Consider the following 19,413-nt stretch of genomic DNA (forward strand, 5'->3'; position numbering starts at 1 on the left):
TTTCCAGTGTAATTAATGGGATATACTACTCTTACTATAACTCTACAAAATGCTTTTTATTTCAATTAAATCATTAATCATAGTACATTCGCCATGATTCGATTCCCTGTGAAAATTGTAATGAAGTACCTGCATGCCCATAGCTTTGGCTCCCAAAATATCGGCTTCGAGATTATCCCCCACCATCAAAGAGTTTTTAGGTTTTACCTTGGCCATGTCCAATGCCAGTTCAAAAATGTATGGGTCCGGTTTTTTAACGCCTGCCATTTCGGAATCCACGATTTTTTGAAAATAGTGGTGTATGCTGCTGCCTTTTAGTTTTTTCTCCTGAACCTCTTGAAAACCGTTGGTAATAATGTGCAACTTATATTTTGGAAAAAGGTACTCCAATGTCTGCACCGTATTTGGAAGTAAATGGGTAAAAGATGAAAGATGCGCAATATAATCGTGAGCCAATACATCGATCACCTCATCCGAAATAGGGACGCGGAGCGTATCGAAAGTTTGTTTTAAACGTTGATATCGCAATTCCGACTTACTTATTCCATTTTCGCGGTATAAAGTCCACATTTGCATATTGATCGGCGCATAAACTTCCAAAAAACCATCTAAATCCACTTTTACCTTGTTATCAACCAAAATTTTTGCAAAGGTGAGGGCCGAGTTCTTTTCAAAATCCCATAAGGTATGGTCCAAATCAAAAAAAACATCGGTTATTTCATGATCAAACATAATAACGCTTTAGAATTGATCGATAAAGCTCCATCCAGTCCAAATGCTGTTTCCCCCCAAAAAGCTCGTTGGAAAAAACAAGAATAAAGTCCCCTTTCACCTGTTTTACCAAACGGTACACTTTATCCATTTTTTCAAAAACCTCTTCTTTGCTTTTATACTTGACCAAGGCGTAATCGTGCATGGCAAAGGGATGAATTTTTATCGGTTGTCTTACTTCGGTATTGATATCGTAAAAATAAAAAGGTGTACACGTACCGGCCCTAAAACCAACCTCATGGGTATAGCCCATGGAAAAATCGTCCGTAAATTCCGTTTCCACCAAATTTCTGTAAGTTGCGGGGACATTGACCTTGTTGTATCGCAACCGGGCATAGCTTATGGGCCTGTTGATCAAGTTTCCGAGCTGTTTTTTTTCTTCCCGAAGCACATTTTTATCCGAGGTGGACACAAAAGATGTGCTCAATGATACTACGCTATAATCTGCCACGGATTTGATCAAATAACGAAACTTGTTGCTGTTGGTCGATACGTTCTTGTCATGCGCCGAGTGTTTGGCAAATTGAAAAAAGAACATGGTTTTGATCGGGAACTTTTTATGAATGTCCACCAACTGGAAGAAGTTATCGTACGGATCCTTTTTCAATCTCAAGATTACGGACATTCTTTCCCAAACATCCCTAAACCTTAAATTAACCAAGTCCAACAAAAATCCGCCAAGGGTTCTTGAAATTCCTCGCATGGCATAAGCGTGCGATGTGGTTACATTGATAATGGAGGTGAAACCGTAACTTTTTTCCTTGGCATCTATGTCTGGAAAGCGTTCTTTTAAAGCTTCCAACAGCTTATATGCCCAAAGATCTACCACGGGCAGTTCCAAAAAATTATTTTGATAAGCTATGCTTTCCTTTACAGGGAACCTACCAACACTGTCCTTAACATGAGGCAAATACTCCTCATATCTGCTCAACAGAAAAAAACTGGCGGAAAATATATCAAAGGGAATGGCGCTCTTCTCCCCTGAAGAAAAAAAACAGGGAAGACCTTCCCAATCGGCTACCTTGATTTCAAAATCGTTGATTCCCTGCTCGAACAAAAGATCGTTGCTCCTGATAAAAAACTCGTTTTGCAAGGGTTGCTTGGAATACGTCATTTTTGGACCATTGTGTTTAATGAAGTCCTCGACCTTTGTGGTAAACCCCATTTCCACTCCCAAGATTTTTTCAAAAATCTGTTTGGCCGTATAAGCCAATCGGTTGGTTACTTTATGGGTGAAAATCAACAACATGGTCTATAGTATTCCTTTGTCCGCAAAACTCAGATACTCGCGCTGGGTCAAAATCAAATGGTCCAATATCTTAATATCCAATGCTTCTGTAGCCATCTTTAATTTTTGAGTTATCTGTTTGTCGGCTGTGCTTGGTTCCAGAGTTCCCGATGGATGGTTATGGGCAAGGATAATTCCCACAGCCCCCAATTCCAAAGCTTGTTTTAACACCAGACGCACATCAACCAAGGTCCCTGTAATTCCGCCCTTGCTCAGTTGTGCCTTGTGAACCACCTTGTTGGAATTGTTTAAATATACAATCCAAAATTCTTCGTGGGGCAATTCCCCTATCAAAGGGTATAACAGCTCAAAAACATCGTGGCTACTTTTAATTTTGGTGATTTTTGAAGTATCCTCCATTCTCCTTCGCCTACCTACTTCCAAAGCTGCAGCTATGGTGACTGCTTTAGCCTCTCCAATACCTTTAAAGCGCATTAACTGGTTTACAGATAGCTTGCCAAGTTCGTTCAAATTATGGTTTACCGAAGCCAGTATACGCTTGGAAAGTTCCACGGCACTCTCCTCCCGGCTCCCTGAACCAATCAAAATGGCAATCAATTCTGCATCGGATAGTACAAAACTGCCTTTTTGCACCAGTTTCTCCCTGGGCCGATCATCATCCGCCCAATTTTTTATGGAAAAGGAAGCTAGTTTTTCTTGCATGGGCTAAAGATAGGAGAATAATTTTATGTAATTTTCAATATAAATACTTCATTATGAAATCCCTTTTCAACAGCGAGGCACACGAAGAAATTTTATCACGAGTCAATCAACTTTCGGAATCTTCGGAAAGGCAATGGGGCAAAATGGAAGTGGGTCAAATGATCCATCACTGTCAATACCCCTTGAAAATAGCTTTAGGAAAGCACAATCCGAACAACAAACCGAGCCTTATGTTGAAGCTGATGGGGAAATTTTTCAAAAAAAGCTTGTACAACGATAAACCCTGGCGACAAGGACTTCCCACGGCCAAAGGATTAAAAGTAGTGGACGATAAAAATTTTGAGGAGGAAAAGAAGGTCCTAGTTGGTTTGATCAATGATTTTCACAATGAAAAGACCAGAAAAGAATGGGACCCCCACCCTACATTTGGCTCCTTTACACGCGAACAATGGGGACAGATGCAATACAAACATTTGGATCATCATTTAAGGCAATTTGGAGTGTGAAACCTATTTAAAAGTTGCCATCGCTTCGTAAAACTCCACTTCGTCCACGCCCATTTGTTGGCATATCCACTTGGCCCCTGCCATATTCCTTAAATTGGTTTCCCCTGAAATTTCCAGAGGCATTTCACCATCGGGCGTTTCCAAAAACACCTCGCCATCTACTTCTTGATATTCTGGAGTTACGTAAGGAAACTTTCTAATTGGATTTTCAGATGATTCCACAAGCTTCCTCACTTCCATATCCTCATCGTTATAGGTAATGCTTCCGCCCTTTACAATGCTGTCCACAAAAATGCTATACTGTTTCGCATAGGTTTCAAAATCGGTATAAAAACTGCCTTCTTCAAATTCAATATCGCTCAACAAAGCAATGTTTGGCCGATGTTTTTGAAATTGTGGTGTATTATCGATTACCGAAGAAGGATGGTCGATTCCCTCGATTACAATAAAGTCGTTTTCCTCGGTTAGTTGGAGTCCGTTTTGCACTGACAAAGCATAATCCACCTCAACATCATTATATTCCAATACGTGCAAAATCATTGATGCAATAGTTTTTTTCTGTTTACTACCAGCAACTACCACCCGTGTTTTGTATTTGGATTGTTCGTATAAGAATTCAGGGCAGGAAAAAATCCGCAAGCCCAATTCTTGTGCCTTGGCGAGCTCTGGGTTATCCTTTTTAATGGAGGCTCCCAAAATCACCGCATCCAATCGATCATTGATTTTATCGGAAGACCAACCTGTTTCATTGTACTCCAAACCCTGTTCCTGCATTATGGCATTAAGTGATTCATCAAAAACGGCATCACTACCTGTTACCTTTTCGCCCTTTTTGCGCAGGGCAATGGCCAGATTGCACATATTTACTTCTCCAATACCTATAAAATGTACCTGCATCTGTTCAATTTAGGGCTCAAAAATAGCCAAAGCCGTTGCTATTGCAAACCCAAAGCTTTATATAAATTTATATCTTGCTTCTAAATTTGAGAACAATGAACCTATCAGAAATCGAACCCAAGGAAATAATGCCAGGCTACCACGGAAAATTGGTGCACGGCGAACGCATGAGCTGGGTGTTTTGGGATGTTGACCAAGATGCCGAAGTACCGGAGCATCAACACGACCACGAACAAATTATGCACGTAGTGGAAGGCACATTTGAGTTTAGCCTGAACGGCAACAAAGACACCTATACCTCGGGAGACGTTGTAGTAATCCCTTCCAATGCACCACATAGCGGAAAAGCACTGACGCCCTGCAAATTGATGGATATTTTTAGTCCTGTAAGAGAAGAATACAGATAACACATGCATATATCACTAAAAGGAAAAAATGCCCTAGTGGGCGGCAGCAGCAAAGGAATCGGTGAGGCCATTGCACGACAATTGGCCGAAAGTGGCGCTAATGTAACTCTAATGGCCAGAAGTGAAGGACGTTTGCGAGAATTGACCCAAAAAATGGACAGTTCCCAAGGACAAAAACACCAGTTCCTGGTCGTTGATTTCAACGATTTTAAAGCCTACATGACAAAAATATCTGAATTTTTCAAAACCAATACCGTAGACATTTTGGTAAACAACACCCAAGGTCCCGAAGGTGGTGGAGCTTTGGAGAAAAATGTGGAGGACTATCAGCAAGCCTTTGATTTGCTGTTTAAATCGGTTGTTTTCACTACCGAACTTGCCCTAAAACATATGCAGAAAAACCAGTGGGGCCGTATCATTAATATCGCTTCCATATCCGTAAAAGAACCTTTGAATTATTTGGCACTCTCCAATACCATAAGAGCTGCGGTGGTCACTTGGGCCAAAAGTTTGGCTTACGATGTCGCCCAAGATGGCATTACCGTGAACAGTACCTTGACGGGGTATTTTGATACCGACCGCATAGCGCAATTAAATACCAAAAAAGCAGAAAAATTAGGTGTTTCTGTTGATGAAGTCCGCTCCACCATGAAAGAACAAGTACCTGTAAAACGTATTGGAGATCCTAAAGAATATGGATATTTGGTGGCATTTTTGGCTTCGGACAAAGCGGCTTTTATTACCGGAACCAATATTCCGATAGATGGCGGACTGTTGAAATCACTATAAAAAACTGATTAACAGTAAATTAAATCATACAAAAATCATCAGGTGTTTGTTTTTTGAATACTTTTAGTATGTAATCAATAAAAACAAAGTCTTATGAATTCAAAGATTTTTATGGTAGTTCGAATCCTTTTAGGGGTATTTGTCCTCATATTTGGATTGAACAAGTTCTTAAATTTTATGCCTGCTGGAGGTGAGATGTCTGAAGGAGCTATGACATACTTTGGCTCACTTTCATCCACAAACACCATTCAGCTTGTGGCCATTGTTGAGATTTTGGCTGGGCTTGCCTTTATCTTCAATAAGTTCGGTGCCCTGCTGGCGATAATTTTAATGAGTGTTTCTGTCAACGCCGTTTTATTCCATGCCACATTGGACTCGGCAAACATTGGCCCGGCTTTAGGGCTCTTAATTCTGAATATTGTAGTACTGATCGGATATAAGGATAGGTACAAAGATTTGCTCAGGGCATAGAAAAATGAAGAGGGTGTTTAAAAAGTAAGGCGATTTTATATTGAGCTTGTCGAAATATTTTCAACTTACTGATAATCAATATCGGTTTCGACAAGCTCAACCTGACAAATCAAGCTATGAAAACTTTTTAGATACCCTCTTCATTTTACAAACTCATACGGTCTTTAAAAATGTAGGATTGTCTTCGGGAAACCTCGACCTCCTCGCCGTTTTTCATCGTAAGCTTTAGCTTACCGTTGAACCATGGCACAACATTTTGAATATAATTGATGTTTACGATTTGCTGCCGATTCGCCCTAAAAAAAGAGTCTTCGGGCAACTTTTCCTCTACTTGGTTGAGTGATTTGTACAGCATCGGTTTCTTCTCATCAAAAAACACCCGGGTGTAATTGCCCACAATTTCAAACAGTGATATATCGCCGATTTTTACCAACCAGCAAGATTCACCATCCTTGATAAATATTTGACTGCTTTCGGTCAACTTTTTGGAACTTGAAGAAGCTTCTTCCCTGGACTTCATCTTGGTCCTTACCTTTTCCAAGGCCATATCAAAACGTTTATTGCTCACAGGTTTAAGCAAATAATCCAAAGCATTGTACTCAAAAGACTTTATGGCATACTCATCATAAGCGGTGGTAAAAACGGTGATTGGCACATCATCCAACATTTCCAAAAGGTCAAACCCATCTTTTTCGGGCATATTGATGTCGAGAAACAAAAGGTCTGGGGATTCAGACTCAATCAGCGCCGCACCATCATCTACGTTTTCTGCCTCGCCTATCAGTTCTATATCTTTGTGCAATTTGATGAGCTCTTTGAGCTCATTCCTCGCCAATCTGGAGTCTTCGACTATCACCGCCCTGATTTTCATACCAATGGAATTTTGATTTCTGCCACCACCTCTTCGGATATTTCCTCCAATTTAAATGATGCCCGGTCGGCATACAACAATTTCAATCGTTGCTCAATATTATTCAAACCCAATTTGGTGGAATCCTTCGAAATGTTCAATTTCCCCGTATTCCTGACTTCTACATAAAGATCATCGCCTTTCTTGCAAATGGCCAATACAATCCGTCCACCACTTTTAAGATTAGAAATTCCATGTTTGGTCGCGTTTTCTATCAGCAATTGAATGATCATAGGTGGGATTCGCAAATCCAAGGTGTCGTCATCCACTTTTTTTACAAACTCCAAGCGATTCTCAAACTGGATTTTTGATAAATCTATATAGTTGTCCACTACTTCCAATTCTTCACGAACAGGAATATCGTTGATATTGTTTTTGGTTAGGGAATATCGAAGAATCTCGGATAGCTTGGTCAGCATTTCCCGGGACCTGTCCACATCTTCGAGCATCAAACCACGAATATTATTGAGGCTATTGAACATAAAATGCGGGTTGATCTGTCCTTTTAAAGTATTGAGTTGGGCTTGCTTAAGAGTGGTGTTAAGTTCTAACCGCTCAATTCTGTTCTGATTCAGCTTCAATAGCAATTTGATCACCAAATAAGTGATTACCCATGCCCCGACCAAAAATATCGAGTTCAGCACCTGAACCATAATTTTGTCGTACCCCTCGAACATACGCATTTCGGTCTCGGTAAGATCTGGGCCAAATTCTACATAGATGTATCCAAAAAAAACATTGAGCAGACCAAAAAGTGTAGCTGCCAGTAATGTGGAAACAATTATTTTGATGACCTCTTTGACCCCAAAGGAATCGAAGTGCACATTTCGTTTGAGGTACCATCGTAAAATAGAAGTTGAAAGTACACCAATAAAGGTTCCGACAATGATTGAAAACACGACCATCTCGAAACTGATGTTCTGAGGGATCAATGCGCCTATGGAGTTAATAAAGCCCCAGCCCACTATTTGAAGAACCCAAAATGCAATATTCCTTTTCCTTGAACTTAACTCCATACTGTTGAGCGCGTATTGCCCAAATTTATTTTAAAATTAAACGGTATAAGCTAAACTACGGTTTTTGAACTGCTTTTCTTTTAAACGGATTGTTACACGATTTCCTATGGGGCAAAAACACAATCCACATCATACTAAGGCTTGAATAAAAAATCGGGAAGTATTCGTTGTACTCCCATCCTTGAAATTTTCCATATGTTGATGCAACAACGCCTAGTAAGCCTAGCGTAAAAACAACCTTTTGTGTTGTGTTCAGTTTTTTCATATTGATGATTTTTAATCGGCTAAGCGAGTTAAAGAATAATGCTTACTAAAATTGAGATGATAAATTTGGCTAATGCTACCATGACCTTTTTGATTTAGAATTTATTTCTGAAGCTAAAGTACAAGACAACCCTTGTCCTATGAAGGGGTTTATGACAAGTGGTAATTTTGGAGCACCGAACGGTAAAACCATTGGGTTTCGGCATCAAATATTACGTAATACGTTGGTTATGAACACTATTTTACCTTTGGTGGGAATTTAGAAAATACCTTTTTCACCAAGGCCCTGAGCCTATCTTCCCTAACACTGGGGGATACATTTTCTTTAAGACCACTTTCGGCAACGGCCTGCCAAACCAGAGCATCGCGCTGTGCATCCACCAAATCAAACTGAATGCTGCGCTGTAAGTTTGGGCCGCCCAACGGCAACCCCACAGAAATACCTCCGCCTACATTTCGGCCCGTACCGCCAATACCCACCCCAACATTGTTGTTGGGAGCGCCTTGGTATTCATCACTGATAATATTGATGAAGATCTCCGGTTCTTCGGCCAAACGGTAACCACGGGTTTTTAAAGTAGAATCCAAAGCACGCAGCAAACGTCTTTCATCCAATTGGCTTAAGCCAGATTGCATATCGGCATAATAGTTATAGGTAGAATAACTCGAAAAATCAACGTCCTTATCGTAATCATAATTTACCCTGACCGAACTACAAGATACAACAATAAGCACCAATAGTATTGAAATTAAATAACGCATGACAAACATTTGGGTCCACCTAAATTTAATCAATATATTGATTAAACCTGCTGAAGAACACCTCTTATTCGTTCAACAACTTCCAAAGTCTATCCTTGAGTTGCTGAATACCCAGACCACTAACTGACGATATGAAGGTATAAGGCACATCCTTGAAATCTTCTTTCATGTCCGCATCCATTTCATCAATAAGTTCCTGATCTAACATGTCGCACTTGGAGATGGCCACCAATCTTTCTTTGTCCAACAATTCTGGATTATACCGTCTCAGCTCATCCAAAAGAATCTGATATTCCTGACTTACATCTTTACTGTCTGCAGGAATCAGAAACAGAAGTGTAGCATTGCGTTCTATGTGTCGTAAAAAATAATGTCCCAGTCCCTTGCCTTCGGCGGCACCCTCAATAATCCCTGGAATATCTGCCATTACAAAACTTTGAAAATCGCGATATTCCACAATGCCCAAATTCGGTTTTAGGGTTGTAAATTCGTAGTTGGCAATTTTTGGTTTTGCAGATGTCATTACCGAAAGTAAAGTGGATTTCCCTGCATTCGGAAAACCGACCAGACCCACATCGGCCAAAACCTTGAGTTCCAAGGTAAGGTGTCCCTCCTGCCCTTTTATGCCGGGTTGGGCATACCTAGGAGTTTGGTTGGTGGCGCTTTTAAAATGCCAATTCCCAAGGCCGCCCATACCACCTTCCAACACGATTTTTTCTTCACCATCTTCGGTAATTTCAAAAAGTATCTCGTTGGTTTCGGTATCCCGTACCACCGTTCCCAGAGGTACTTCCATATAAACGTCTTCGCCATCGGCTCCTGTGCTACGGCTTTTACTTCCGTGCTCACCATGCCCTGCTTTAAAATGCTTTTTGAACTTGAAATGGACCAACGTCCACAAGTTTTTGTTCCCTTTGACTATAACATGACCTCCTCGACCACCATCACCTCCATCGGGGCCGCCTTTGGCCACATATTTTTCGCGACGTAAATGCGCAGAACCCTTACCTCCGTTTCCGGAAGAAATGTGCACTTTTACATAATCGACAAAATTTCCTTCGGTCATATTCTAATATAAAAAAGTCTTTGTTTGGAATCAATTACAGGGAGTCGATTACCTTGCTCAAGCGCTCGGTAATCTCATCAATCTCTCCGATTCCGTTTACAGAATGGAATTTTCCCTGCTTTTCATAATACGCTTTTAAGGGAGCCGTTTTTTCATTGTATTCATCAAAACGGTTACGGATTTTGCTCTCGTCCTGATCATCGGAACGGCCACTACTTTTGCCACGCTCCAACAAACGTTCCACCAAAATATCATCTTCAGCTTCCAGAGCTATGGTTGCATTCACTTTCATATCCTTGGATTCCAAGAAATTGTCCAATGCTTCAGCTTGGGCTGCAGTTCGTGGAAATCCGTCAAAAATGAAACCTGCTGCATCCGGACTTTTCTCTACCTCGGCCTTCAACATATCTATGGTTACCTCATCGGGAACCAAATCGCCCTTATCAATGTAAGACTTGGCCAACTTGCCAAGTTCGGTTCCATTTTTAATGTTGTAACGAAAAACATCTCCTGTAGAAATATGCTTCAAATTATACTTTTCCTTTAGGAACCCTGCTTGGGTGCCTTTTCCTGCTCCTGGCTTTCCAAAAAGCACTAGGTTGATCATATCTGTTTGATTTAATTGGTAAACTTCTCTTAGGTTTCGGCCAAGCTCGTCATAGTCCAGCCCATATCCCACAATAAAATGGTCGGGAATCTCCAGCCCTACATAATCTATGGCATATTCCCCATTATAAATATCGGACTTATAAAAAAGTGTCCCGATTTTAAACTCTTTTACATTGGTATTGGAGAATAGATGAACCAACTCTTTTAAGGTCCGACCGGTATCCACCACATCTTCCAAAATAATGACACTCTTGCCTTCTATTTCCTCCGGAACATCCAAAAGAGTCTCCACAATACCAGTTGACGTTAATCCCTGATACGAGCTCAATCTCACAAAAGAGACTTCGCAGGGGTGCTGGTAAGCTTTCAGAAAATCTGCCACGAACATAAAAGCACCGTTGAGCACACCAACAAACAAGGGTGTTTCATCTTTGTAATCGGCGGCAATTTCCTTGGCCATTTTATCTATGGCCGAAAGGATTTCCTCTTCTTTTATATAGGGCTTAAAAAACTTATCGTGGAGCTTAATCAATGTTCTCAAGTTATGGTCAGGTTGGCAAAGATAATATTTTTAAAGCTGCTAAGCCTTCACATCTTTTATACCCTCGTGGATTTCACGTATTTTTGCTCACATTCAATTTACAAATCAATGCAATTTTTCTCTTCCGACTTTAAATTAGGAATTTTAGGTGGTGGACAGTTGGGCAAAATGATGCTCTACGAAACCAGAAAATGGGATATTCAAACTAAGGTAATGGATGCTTCTGACGAAGCACCCTGCAAAATAGCCTGCAACGAGTTTGTAAAAGGTAGTTTGATGGATTTTGACACGGTTTATGCTTTTGGCAAAGATGTAGACGTGCTCACCATTGAGATTGAAAACGTGAACGTCCACGCCCTTGAAAAATTGGAGCACGAGGGAGTAAAAGTCTACCCTCCGACCAAAACCTTGAGAACCATTCAGAACAAAGCTGTTCAAAAATTATTCTATACCGACCACGGGATTCCAACGGCTCCTTTTACACGATTTGCCTATACTTCCGAAATCGAGGACAGTATTCAGAATGGGGGACTTTCGCTCCCATTTGTTTGGAAGAGTGCCCAATTTGGGTACGACGGACAGGGCGTAAAGGTGGTCCGCAAGATGGAGGACCTTAAGGACTTGCCCAATGTGGAGTGCATTGCTGAAAAAATGATTGATTTTAAAAATGAATTGGCAGTCGTTGTTGCACGGAACACCAAAGGTGAAGTAAAAACGTACCCCGTAGTGGAAATGGAGTTTCACCCAGAGGCCAATCAGGTGGAATACGTAATCTGCCCCGCACGAATTGATGATGCCGTGGCACAAAAAGCCCAAGAAGTTGCCTTGAAAGTTTCGGAGCACATGCAGCACGTAGGGTTGCTGGCCGTTGAAATGTTCCAAACCAAGGACGACCAAATTTTGGTGAACGAATCTGCCCCAAGACCACATAATAGTGGGCATTACAGCATCGAAGCAGCATACACCAACCAATTTGAACAACATGTTCGTGCTATTTTAGGTCTACCACTTGGAAAAACGGACAGCAAAGTGGCCGGAATTATGGTTAACTTGGTGGGTGCTGAAGGCCATACTGGAGAGGTAGTTTACGAAAATATCGGAGAAATATTGGGGATGGATGGGGTTACACCGCACATTTACGGCAAAAAACAGACCCGTCCGTTTCGTAAAATGGGCCATGTAACCATTGTGGACGAAAATATGGCCAGAGCTCGGGAAGTGGCTCAGCAGGTAAAAGAAACCATTAAAGTGATAAGCAAGTAAGATATGAGCAAAGTAGCCGTAATCATGGGAAGTACAAGCGACCTTCCCGTTATGCAAGAAGCCATTGATATATTGAAAGAATTGGGCGTTGATGTGGACGTGGATATTGTTTCCGCCCACAGAACACCAGAAAAATTGTTCAGCTTTAGCAAAAGTGCCCACACAAGTGGCTATGCCGTGATTATTGCTGGAGCAGGAGGCGCGGCCCATTTACCGGGAATGGTGGCATCCTTATCCCCATTACCTGTTATCGGAGTTCCCGTGAAAAGCAGCAACTCCATTGATGGTTGGGATTCAGTTTTGTCCATTTTACAAATGCCCGGAGGCGTTCCCGTTGCCACAGTGGCTTTGAACGGAGCAAAAAATGCTGGAATACTCGCTGCACAGATTATCGGAAGTTCGAACCATGAAATTATGGACAACATTATTTCTTATAAAGAAGGGCTCAAAGAAAAAGTAATCAAAGGTGCCGAAGAGGTAAAGAAAACATTCCAGTAGCAAACCTTGGTTGATTATGAACTATAATCAAATTGGCATATTGTTGGGGATTTGCGCTATTGCCTTTTTTGGTTTTTCACTAAAGAAAGTAAGCAACCCTTACCTAAAAGGTCTCTGGAAGAGTGGCCTTTTGGTTTTCACTATATATGCCGTCCTCTTAATTTATATTGAAATTCATTGGCAATTTATTTCGGATTATGCCAGCAAATATGATGTCAATGGAAACGGTTTTGTGGACCTTAACGAATATTCCGATGCAGCCATTGAGGCGATGAACAAAAAAACCTATGGTTCAACTATTCGTGGATATGCCCCGGTGACCATGGCAGTACTCTCCTCTATAATTGGTTTTGCCTATTTAGTAAGCGATTGGACCGTAACACGTTTAAAAAACAAAGAACAGAAGTAAAATATATGAGCAATCCACTTTTGGAGCCTTTTAATGAAGCTCCATTTTCCAAAATAAAGAACGAACATTTCAAGCCTGCTTTTCTCAAAGCCATCGAGGACACTAAAAAGGAAATCGATGATATTGTAAACAATCCAGAACCGCCAACATTCGAGAATACATTGGAGGCCTTGGACTTTTCCGGTCAGCAATTGGATCGCATCTCCAGCATTTTTTTCAATTTGAATTCCGCGGAGACCAATGAAGAAATTCAGAAAATTGCCCAAGAAGTATCTCCCCTATTGTCAGAGTTCAGCAATGACATCACTTTAAACGAAGGGCTTTTTGCACGTATCAAAACAGTTTTTGAGCAACGTGAATCCTTGAATCTTACCAAAGAGCAACAGACGCTTTTGGAAAAGAAATACAAGAACTTTAGCAGAAACGGGGCCAACTTGAAGGAAGAAAACAAAAAGCGTCTTCGTGAGATAGATGCAGAGCTTTCCAAATTAAAACTGACCTTCGGTGAAAACGTATTGGCGGAGACCAACAAATATGAAATGTTCCTCACTGATGAAAAAGACGTGGAAGGTCTTCCCGAAGGCACCAAAGAAGCGGCTGCCCAATTGGCCGAATCCAAGGGCAAGGGGGGTTGGTTGATTACGCTGGACTATCCGAGCTACATCCCATTTATGAAATACGCCAAAAACAGGGAATTGCGCAAGGAACTATCCCTGGCCTTTGGCAGCAAAGGGTTTCATAACGATGAATTGGACAATCAAGAAAATGTAATACGCATTGTGAACCTTCGTCACGAAAGAGCGAATCTTTTGGGGTATGACACGCACGCTGATTTTGTGCTTGAAGAGCGCATGGCAGAAACTCCAAAAAAGGTATTGGATTTCTTGCACGAACTTTTAGAGAAAGCAAAACCTGCCGCCGAGAGGGAATTTGCCGAATTGGAGGCATATGCCAAGGAACTTGACAATATTGACCGTTTGGAAAAATGGGACAGTGCCTATTATTCCGAAAAATTGAAGCAAAAACTCTTCAATTTGGATGATGAAAAGCTGAAACCCTACTTTAAACTTGAAAATGTAATAAACGGGGTATTCAAAGTTGCAGAAAAATTGTTTGGGCTCACTTTTAAAGAAGTTGACCATATCGACAAATACCATGAAGAGGTGAAAACCTTTGAGGTTTATGAAAACGACAATTTCATCTCCTTGTTTTATGCCGATTTCCATCCCAGACCCGGAAAACGTGGTGGTGCATGGATGACCTCCTACAAACCACAATATACCTTGGGCGAAAAAAACAGCAGACCACACATTTCCAATGTATGCAACTTTACCAAACCCACAAGTTCAAAGCCGTCCTTGCTCACGTTCAACGAGGTCACCACACTTTTCCATGAATTTGGACATGCCTTGCACGGGATGCTTGCAAACACCACTTACCCTAGTCTATCGGGAGCTTCGGTATATTGGGATTTTGTAGAACTTCCCAGTCAAATAATGGAAAATTGGTGTTATGAGAAAGAGGCTTTGGAGCTTTTTGCCCATCATTACGAAACTGGCGAATTGATTCCAATGGAGTTCGTGGAAAAAATCAAGGAATCTGCCACTTTTCAAGAAGGTATGGCCACGGTGCGCCAATTAAGTTTTGGATTGCTGGATATGGCTTGGCATGGTAAAGACCCATCAGAAATAAAGGATGTAAAAGCCTACGAGACAAAAGCTTTTGAAAGCACCAACCTGTACCCTGAAACACTGGAAACTTGTATGAGCACTTCGTTCGCCCATATTTTCCAAGGTGGGTATTCATCCGGTTATTACAGCTATAAATGGGCCGAAGTATTGGATGCGGATGCCTTTGCGTATTTCAAGGAAAATGGCATATTTAGCAAAATGGTGGCTGACAAATTCAAGGAACATGTACTTTCCAAAGGTGGTACGGAAAACCCTATGGAACTGTACAAACGTTTCAGGGGAGCAGAACCGAATATTGATGCCCTATTGGAGCGGGCTGGCTTATTGCAGAAGTGATCGGTATTCCCATAAAATTTGACATACCCCATAAAAAATGAGGAATATTTACTATCTTTTTGATTCAAATTGCTTTACCGCATTCCTATTAAGCTAAATAATTCCCATAAATGATAGAAGCTCCCATTTTTTATAACCAACCCCATAGCGTATGAAAAATTGGGATATTGAGGATTTTGGTCCCGAGAGTTTGCTTAAAAAAACCATCAAACTTGCAAAAATCGGTATCTATGAGCTTGACGTGGCATCGAACGAAATCTATTGGAGCGATGTGACCAAGCAAATTACCGAGGTTGCCGAAGACTTTGTGCCAACATTGGAAAACCTTCCTTCCTTTTTTAATGAAGGGCATTATAGGGACATTGCTCGAGATGCGATGAACAATGCCATCACAAAAGGTGAACCGTATGATTTGGATTTAGAGGTTTTAACGGCGAAAGGAAATATAAGGTATGTCCGCAATGTGGGGAATCCAAAAATGGAAAATGGGGTTTGTGTAAAATTATTCGGTTTCCTCCAAGACATTACCGAAAGGAAACAGACAAAAGTTGAGCTTACCAAAAAAATCCAGCAGCTCAATCTTGCCGAACAATTGTCCCAAATTGGCTATTGGGAATGGGATATTATGGCCGACAATATTATTTGGTCGGACAACCTTTATCGCATATTTGGTCTGGAAGCGGGCACTCCCATCCATTTTGAGCGCGTTGTCGAAGCGATACATCCCGATGACCGAAAAACTTTTCGTGAGAATGCCCAAAAGTTTATTGACGAGAAACGGTTTCGGAAATTTATGCACCGCATAACTCATGAAGATGGCAGTGTCCGTACAGTTGAGTTGATTGGGGAACTCATCATGAATCAATATGGCGATGTGGTAAAAATGATCGGAACCACACAGGATATTACCGAACACCGGATGTCCGAAATCAAGTTTAGAGGTTTATTGGATTCCGCACCGGACACCATGGTCATTGTTGATCGAAAAGGCATTATCCAATTGATCAACAAACAAGCAGAAAAAATGTTTGGCTATAAATCATCGGAACTTGTTGACGAACATGTGACCGTTCTCGTCCCAAACCGACTTTGGGACACTATGGAATATTATGCCGAGACATTTTTTAAAGCCCCAAAACATACCGGGCTTCCTGCGGACCTTGATTTTTTTGTACATAACAAATCAGGTTTCCAAATTCCTGTTCAAGTCACCCTAAGTCCGCTTGAAACCACCGAAGGCCTCCTTGTTTCCATTGCCTTAAGGGACATTACCGTTCAAAAACAGGCGGCCCACCGCATATTGGAAACCAATAAAAGCTTAAAAGAATCCGCAAAGCGACTGAAGGCCCAAAATCGACAACTGGAGGAGTTCAATCAAATTACATCACATAATCTAAGGTCTCCAGTAAGCAATCTAAATGCATTGCTGGACATTTACAAAACAGAAACCGATTCCGGGACGAAAGAAATGATTATTGACAAAATAAGTTCCGTTACCAAACATCTCACTTGGACATTGGACACTTTGGTGGAATCTTTGCTGATCAAAAAAAACGCACAACAGTCCCTGGAAAAAAATCATTTTGACAAGGTATTGCTTAGGACAAAAGAAATGCTGGCGGCGGAAATTATAAAAACAGAAGCGACCATCACCTATGATTTTTCCGAAGCTCCAACCGTTATGTACAATAAAGTATATTTAGAGAGTATTTTTCTTAATTTGGTAAGTAATTCCCTTAAATACAAAGTAGAGGGCAGGCCTCCTGAAATCTTTGTGCAATCCAAAATAAAGGAGGGAATAGTACAACTGGAGTTTAGGGACAATGGATCAGGAATCAACCTGAAAAAAAATGGGCACAAACTTTTTGGATTTAGCAAGGTTTTCCATAGAAACAAGGACGCCAAAGGTGTTGGTTTGTTTTTAACGAAAGCACAAGTCGATGCCATGGGCGGTAAAATTTGGGCCAAAAGTGAAGAAGGCAAGGGAACTTCTTTTTTTATAAATCTGTAACCATTGATGATTATGAAACCAATCAATGTATTTGTTATTGATGATGATGAAATCTATCAATTTACCATCGGAGTAATCCTAAAAAGTATTCCCAACGTGAATTCCATACAGATGTTTGGTGATGGCGCAGAGGCTCTGGAGCATATTTTGACCCATAAAAATGTGGAAAGTGAACTCCCGGACATCGTCTTTTTGGATATTAACATGCCCGTAATGGATGGGTTCCAGTTTATGGACGAGTTTATCGAACTACTTCCTAAATTGAGCAAAAGCACCAAAGTATATATGGTTTCCTCTTCCATGGACCCCAAGGACATCAAAAAGGCGGACAGAATTGAGGAAATATCCGATTATTTGGTAAAACCTTTAAAATCCACACATATCAAGGAAATCCTGTTAGAAATATCATAATACAGGAACATGTGTTCAACAATTTCATCAACTTGCATTTCAGCATTAAAATGATGTTTGGTATTATACTCATTCCATGAGCGTTTTTTTTGCATAAAAATTGAACAATCTGGACTAAACCCCTGCTCTTTGTCAGGCTATTACATTTTACACGTCTAATCCATTTTTCAACCATATATAAGTATATACCCAAAAACCTTTACATTTGGTAATTCGATAAGAATATGACCAAACACAAACTTCAACCGAACAATTGGGTCGACCAATATGCAGATTATCTGTTCAACTATGCCGTTTCTCGGGTTAGCGATGCCGAAATTGCAAAGGATTTGGTACAGGAAACCTTTTTCGCCGGTCTCAAATCAGCTAAAAATTTTAAAGGTGATGCCGCGGAACGCACTTGGTTGGTATCCATCCTAAAAAGAAAGGTAATCGACCATTACCGAAAAATAAATTCAAAAAAAGGTAAAGCGGAAGTACGGATGAACTACAGTTCCGATTCCGACACCGAAGGCGATTGGTTGGAGCAGCAGGTGGCCGACCCTTACAGCAGTGATGGCGACAATGCGCTAGAAAACGAGGAGTTGGGCTCGGCCATCCAAGATTGTATTTCAAAATTGCCGCAAAAACAGGCTTTGGTTTTCAAATTGAAAACAATTCAAGGTATGAGCACCGAAGATGTCTGTAATGAACTGGACATTAATCCGTCCAATCTTTGGGTAATGATACACAGAGCAAGGACCTCACTTATGGGTTGTTTAAATGAAAATTGGTTTTAGGTTATGAAGATTTCATGTAAAGAAGCATCTGGCATTTGTGACAAATCCCAGTATAAAGAAGCAAGTTGGTGGGAAATAATAAAACTTCGCATTCATCTTCTCTATTGCAAAGTTTGCCGGGGGTATTCCAAAAAAAATGGAGAACTCACTTCATTGTGCGATAAAGCTGGCCTTACCATGCTTTCTGATGATGACAAGAAAAAGATGAAACGGGATCTCGAAGAAAAACGCTAGAAATAACTTTCCACACACCAAAACAAACAAAACCAGAAAACAGGAATCGCCTCCACCCAAAACATTACAAAATATCTGGATTGCAATCGCTTTTTGGAACCAAGTGCAAAAATCAATGCTACCGACAAGAACAACCGCAACACAATTTCCAGTTGATGGAGCTCATCCTTTAAAAAAGTCAAGAAAAAGAAAATTACGGAGAGTCCCATTCCCAATCGTCTTGTGACTTTTACTCCCAATACCTGCGGCAAAGTCCTCAAACCTTTATCGTCCCATTGCATATCCCTAATCTCAAAAGGTAAAATCAAAACCAACACCAGAAGCATTCTTTGAATAAAGGTCAAAGCAAAGTCCCAATTCAAAGGCATATTGGCATCCAAAACGGGCAACAGCACCGAAAAACCAGCCCAAACAAACGCCACAATATATATTTTAAGTCCCGCCAAATTCCTTAAGTTTTTGGCCCTCGGCAATAACGGAACTGCATACAAAGCGGACAAAACGCCCAAAACAAGGGTCGCCACCCAAATTTCCTTCTTCAATTGCGACAAAAAATAAATGGCGAACACAAAAGACAGAAAACTAAATGCCTGTATGATTTTGTGGTAGGCATTTGAAACAATCAAGTATTTGTATGCCTCTACCCCATATTTGATGAAATTGTAGCAAACAATCACACTAAAAAAAATAAAGCCCAAAAGATTGATATTCAACGAACTATCCAAAAGGTAAAACGTGACTCCCGTTAAGGAAATTACCGCGATGGCCACATGAATACTGGCATCGAGGTAAAAATCCAAAATGGTTTTTAGGGTTCGCAT

Annotated in this window: 22 protein-coding genes; 12 read left to right on the forward strand and 10 right to left on the reverse strand. The window is 40.8% G+C overall.

The features are described 5' to 3' along the window. Window positions 1-42: 42 nt before the first annotated feature. Genes J4E06_RS02890 through radC form a run of 3 tightly spaced genes read right to left on the reverse strand, consistent with a single transcriptional unit; the run spans window position 43 to window position 2,722 of the window. Window positions 43-732, reverse strand: coding sequence for a YjjG family noncanonical pyrimidine nucleotidase (locus J4E06_RS02890; protein WP_349522529.1), 690 nt, complete (start codon window positions 730-732; stop codon window positions 43-45). Then, the gene (locus J4E06_RS02895; RefSeq protein WP_349522530.1) at window positions 725-2,020 is read right to left on the reverse strand and encodes a polysaccharide deacetylase family protein; all 1,296 of its coding nucleotides are present in this window, start codon (window positions 2,018-2,020) and stop codon (window positions 725-727) included. Before J4E06_RS02895 ends, J4E06_RS02890 begins: the two co-directional genes overlap by 8 nt. 3 nt (window positions 2,021-2,023) lie before the next feature. Then, window positions 2,024-2,722 (reverse strand): RadC family protein, encoded by a 699-nt coding sequence (radC, locus tag J4E06_RS02900; RefSeq protein ID WP_349522531.1) that lies wholly within the window; start codon window positions 2,720-2,722, stop codon window positions 2,024-2,026. A 53-nt stretch (window positions 2,723-2,775) separates the two neighbouring features. On the opposite strand from radC, the gene J4E06_RS02905 reads away from it, so the two are divergent. After that, on the forward strand, window positions 2,776-3,228 hold the full coding sequence (locus J4E06_RS02905; protein ID WP_349522532.1) for a DUF1569 domain-containing protein: 453 nt from the start codon (window positions 2,776-2,778) through the stop codon (window positions 3,226-3,228). A 3-nt stretch (window positions 3,229-3,231) separates the two neighbouring features. On the opposite strand, the gene J4E06_RS02910 is transcribed toward J4E06_RS02905, so the two are convergent. Continuing rightward, on the reverse strand, window positions 3,232-4,125 hold the full coding sequence (locus J4E06_RS02910; RefSeq protein ID WP_349522533.1) for a Mur ligase domain-containing protein: 894 nt from the start codon (window positions 4,123-4,125) through the stop codon (window positions 3,232-3,234). Between the two features lie 95 nt (window positions 4,126-4,220). Between J4E06_RS02910 and J4E06_RS02915 the strand changes: the two genes are divergently transcribed. The 3 genes from J4E06_RS02915 to J4E06_RS02925 all read left to right on the forward strand — a co-directional run bounded on the left by J4E06_RS02915 (window position 4,221) and on the right by J4E06_RS02925 (window position 5,792). Next, on the forward strand, window positions 4,221-4,532 hold the full coding sequence (locus J4E06_RS02915) for a cupin domain-containing protein (protein WP_349522534.1): 312 nt from the start codon (window positions 4,221-4,223) through the stop codon (window positions 4,530-4,532). A gap of 3 nt (window positions 4,533-4,535) precedes the next feature. Then, the gene (locus tag J4E06_RS02920; protein ID WP_349522535.1) at window positions 4,536-5,321 is read left to right on the forward strand and encodes an SDR family oxidoreductase; all 786 of its coding nucleotides are present in this window, start codon (window positions 4,536-4,538) and stop codon (window positions 5,319-5,321) included. Window positions 5,322-5,414: 93 nt separating this feature from the next. Next, window positions 5,415-5,792 carry a DoxX family membrane protein gene (locus tag J4E06_RS02925; protein ID WP_349522536.1) on the forward strand — a complete coding sequence of 126 codons (378 nt, stop codon included), beginning with the start codon at window positions 5,415-5,417 and terminating at the stop codon, window positions 5,790-5,792. A gap of 145 nt (window positions 5,793-5,937) precedes the next feature. On the opposite strand, the gene J4E06_RS02930 is transcribed toward J4E06_RS02925, so the two are convergent. The 5 genes from J4E06_RS02930 to J4E06_RS02950 all read right to left on the reverse strand — a co-directional run bounded on the left by J4E06_RS02930 (window position 5,938) and on the right by J4E06_RS02950 (window position 10,951). Beyond that, window positions 5,938-6,663 (reverse strand): LytR/AlgR family response regulator transcription factor, encoded by a 726-nt coding sequence (locus J4E06_RS02930; RefSeq protein ID WP_349522537.1) that lies wholly within the window; start codon window positions 6,661-6,663, stop codon window positions 5,938-5,940. Beyond that, the gene (locus J4E06_RS02935) at window positions 6,660-7,718 is read right to left on the reverse strand and encodes a sensor histidine kinase (protein WP_349522538.1); all 1,059 of its coding nucleotides are present in this window, start codon (window positions 7,716-7,718) and stop codon (window positions 6,660-6,662) included. Before J4E06_RS02935 ends, J4E06_RS02930 begins: the two co-directional genes overlap by 4 nt. Window positions 7,719-8,219: 501 nt before the next feature. Beyond that, window positions 8,220-8,744: a DUF4136 domain-containing protein gene (locus tag J4E06_RS02940; protein WP_349522539.1), complete on the reverse strand. Its 525-nt coding sequence runs from the start codon at window positions 8,742-8,744 to the stop codon at window positions 8,220-8,222. 64 nt (window positions 8,745-8,808) lie between these two features. Then, window positions 8,809-9,810, reverse strand: coding sequence for a GTPase ObgE (gene obgE / locus J4E06_RS02945; RefSeq protein WP_349522540.1), 1,002 nt, complete (start codon window positions 9,808-9,810; stop codon window positions 8,809-8,811). A gap of 34 nt (window positions 9,811-9,844) precedes the next feature. Next, complete coding sequence (locus tag J4E06_RS02950; RefSeq protein ID WP_349522610.1) at window positions 9,845-10,951, reverse strand: adenylate kinase; 1,107 nt, start codon at window positions 10,949-10,951, stop codon at window positions 9,845-9,847. 117 nt (window positions 10,952-11,068) lie between these two features. Here J4E06_RS02950 and J4E06_RS02955 point away from each other — a divergent pair, with 117 nt between their 5' ends. The 8 genes from J4E06_RS02955 (at window position 11,069) to J4E06_RS02990 (ending at window position 18,592) form a co-directional block, all read left to right on the forward strand. After that, a complete protein-coding gene (locus J4E06_RS02955) occupies window positions 11,069-12,223 on the forward strand; it encodes a 5-(carboxyamino)imidazole ribonucleotide synthase (RefSeq protein WP_349522541.1) in 1,155 nt (384 codons plus the stop codon). A gap of 3 nt (window positions 12,224-12,226) precedes the next feature. Continuing rightward, the gene (gene purE / locus J4E06_RS02960) at window positions 12,227-12,721 is read left to right on the forward strand and encodes a 5-(carboxyamino)imidazole ribonucleotide mutase (protein WP_349522542.1); all 495 of its coding nucleotides are present in this window, start codon (window positions 12,227-12,229) and stop codon (window positions 12,719-12,721) included. Window positions 12,722-12,737: 16 nt separating this feature from the next. Continuing rightward, window positions 12,738-13,130 carry a hypothetical protein gene (locus J4E06_RS02965; protein WP_349522543.1) on the forward strand — a complete coding sequence of 131 codons (393 nt, stop codon included), beginning with the start codon at window positions 12,738-12,740 and terminating at the stop codon, window positions 13,128-13,130. 5 nt (window positions 13,131-13,135) lie between these two features. Continuing rightward, window positions 13,136-15,157, forward strand: a complete 2,022-nt coding sequence (locus J4E06_RS02970; RefSeq protein WP_349522544.1) for a M3 family metallopeptidase — start codon at window positions 13,136-13,138, stop codon at window positions 15,155-15,157. Between the two features lie 151 nt (window positions 15,158-15,308). Beyond that, entirely contained in the window at window positions 15,309-17,168 is a 1,860-nt protein-coding gene (locus tag J4E06_RS02975) for a PAS domain-containing sensor histidine kinase (protein ID WP_349522545.1), read from the forward strand. Between the two features lie 12 nt (window positions 17,169-17,180). After that, on the forward strand, window positions 17,181-17,579 hold the full coding sequence (locus tag J4E06_RS02980; protein ID WP_349522546.1) for a response regulator: 399 nt from the start codon (window positions 17,181-17,183) through the stop codon (window positions 17,577-17,579). 224 nt (window positions 17,580-17,803) lie between these two features. After that, window positions 17,804-18,358 (forward strand): sigma-70 family RNA polymerase sigma factor, encoded by a 555-nt coding sequence (locus tag J4E06_RS02985; protein WP_349522547.1) that lies wholly within the window; start codon window positions 17,804-17,806, stop codon window positions 18,356-18,358. Between the two features lie 3 nt (window positions 18,359-18,361). After that, window positions 18,362-18,592 carry a hypothetical protein gene (locus J4E06_RS02990; RefSeq protein ID WP_349522548.1) on the forward strand — a complete coding sequence of 77 codons (231 nt, stop codon included), beginning with the start codon at window positions 18,362-18,364 and terminating at the stop codon, window positions 18,590-18,592. Here J4E06_RS02990 and J4E06_RS02995 read toward each other — a convergent pair. Further along, the gene (locus J4E06_RS02995; protein ID WP_349522549.1) at window positions 18,589-19,413 is read right to left on the reverse strand and encodes a UbiA prenyltransferase family protein; all 825 of its coding nucleotides are present in this window, start codon (window positions 19,411-19,413) and stop codon (window positions 18,589-18,591) included. The two genes, J4E06_RS02990 and J4E06_RS02995, sit on opposite strands and share 4 nt — an antisense overlap.

The organism is Allomuricauda sp. NFXS6, assembly GCF_040148835.1.
Taxonomy (GTDB): domain Bacteria; phylum Bacteroidota; class Bacteroidia; order Flavobacteriales; family Flavobacteriaceae; genus Flagellimonas.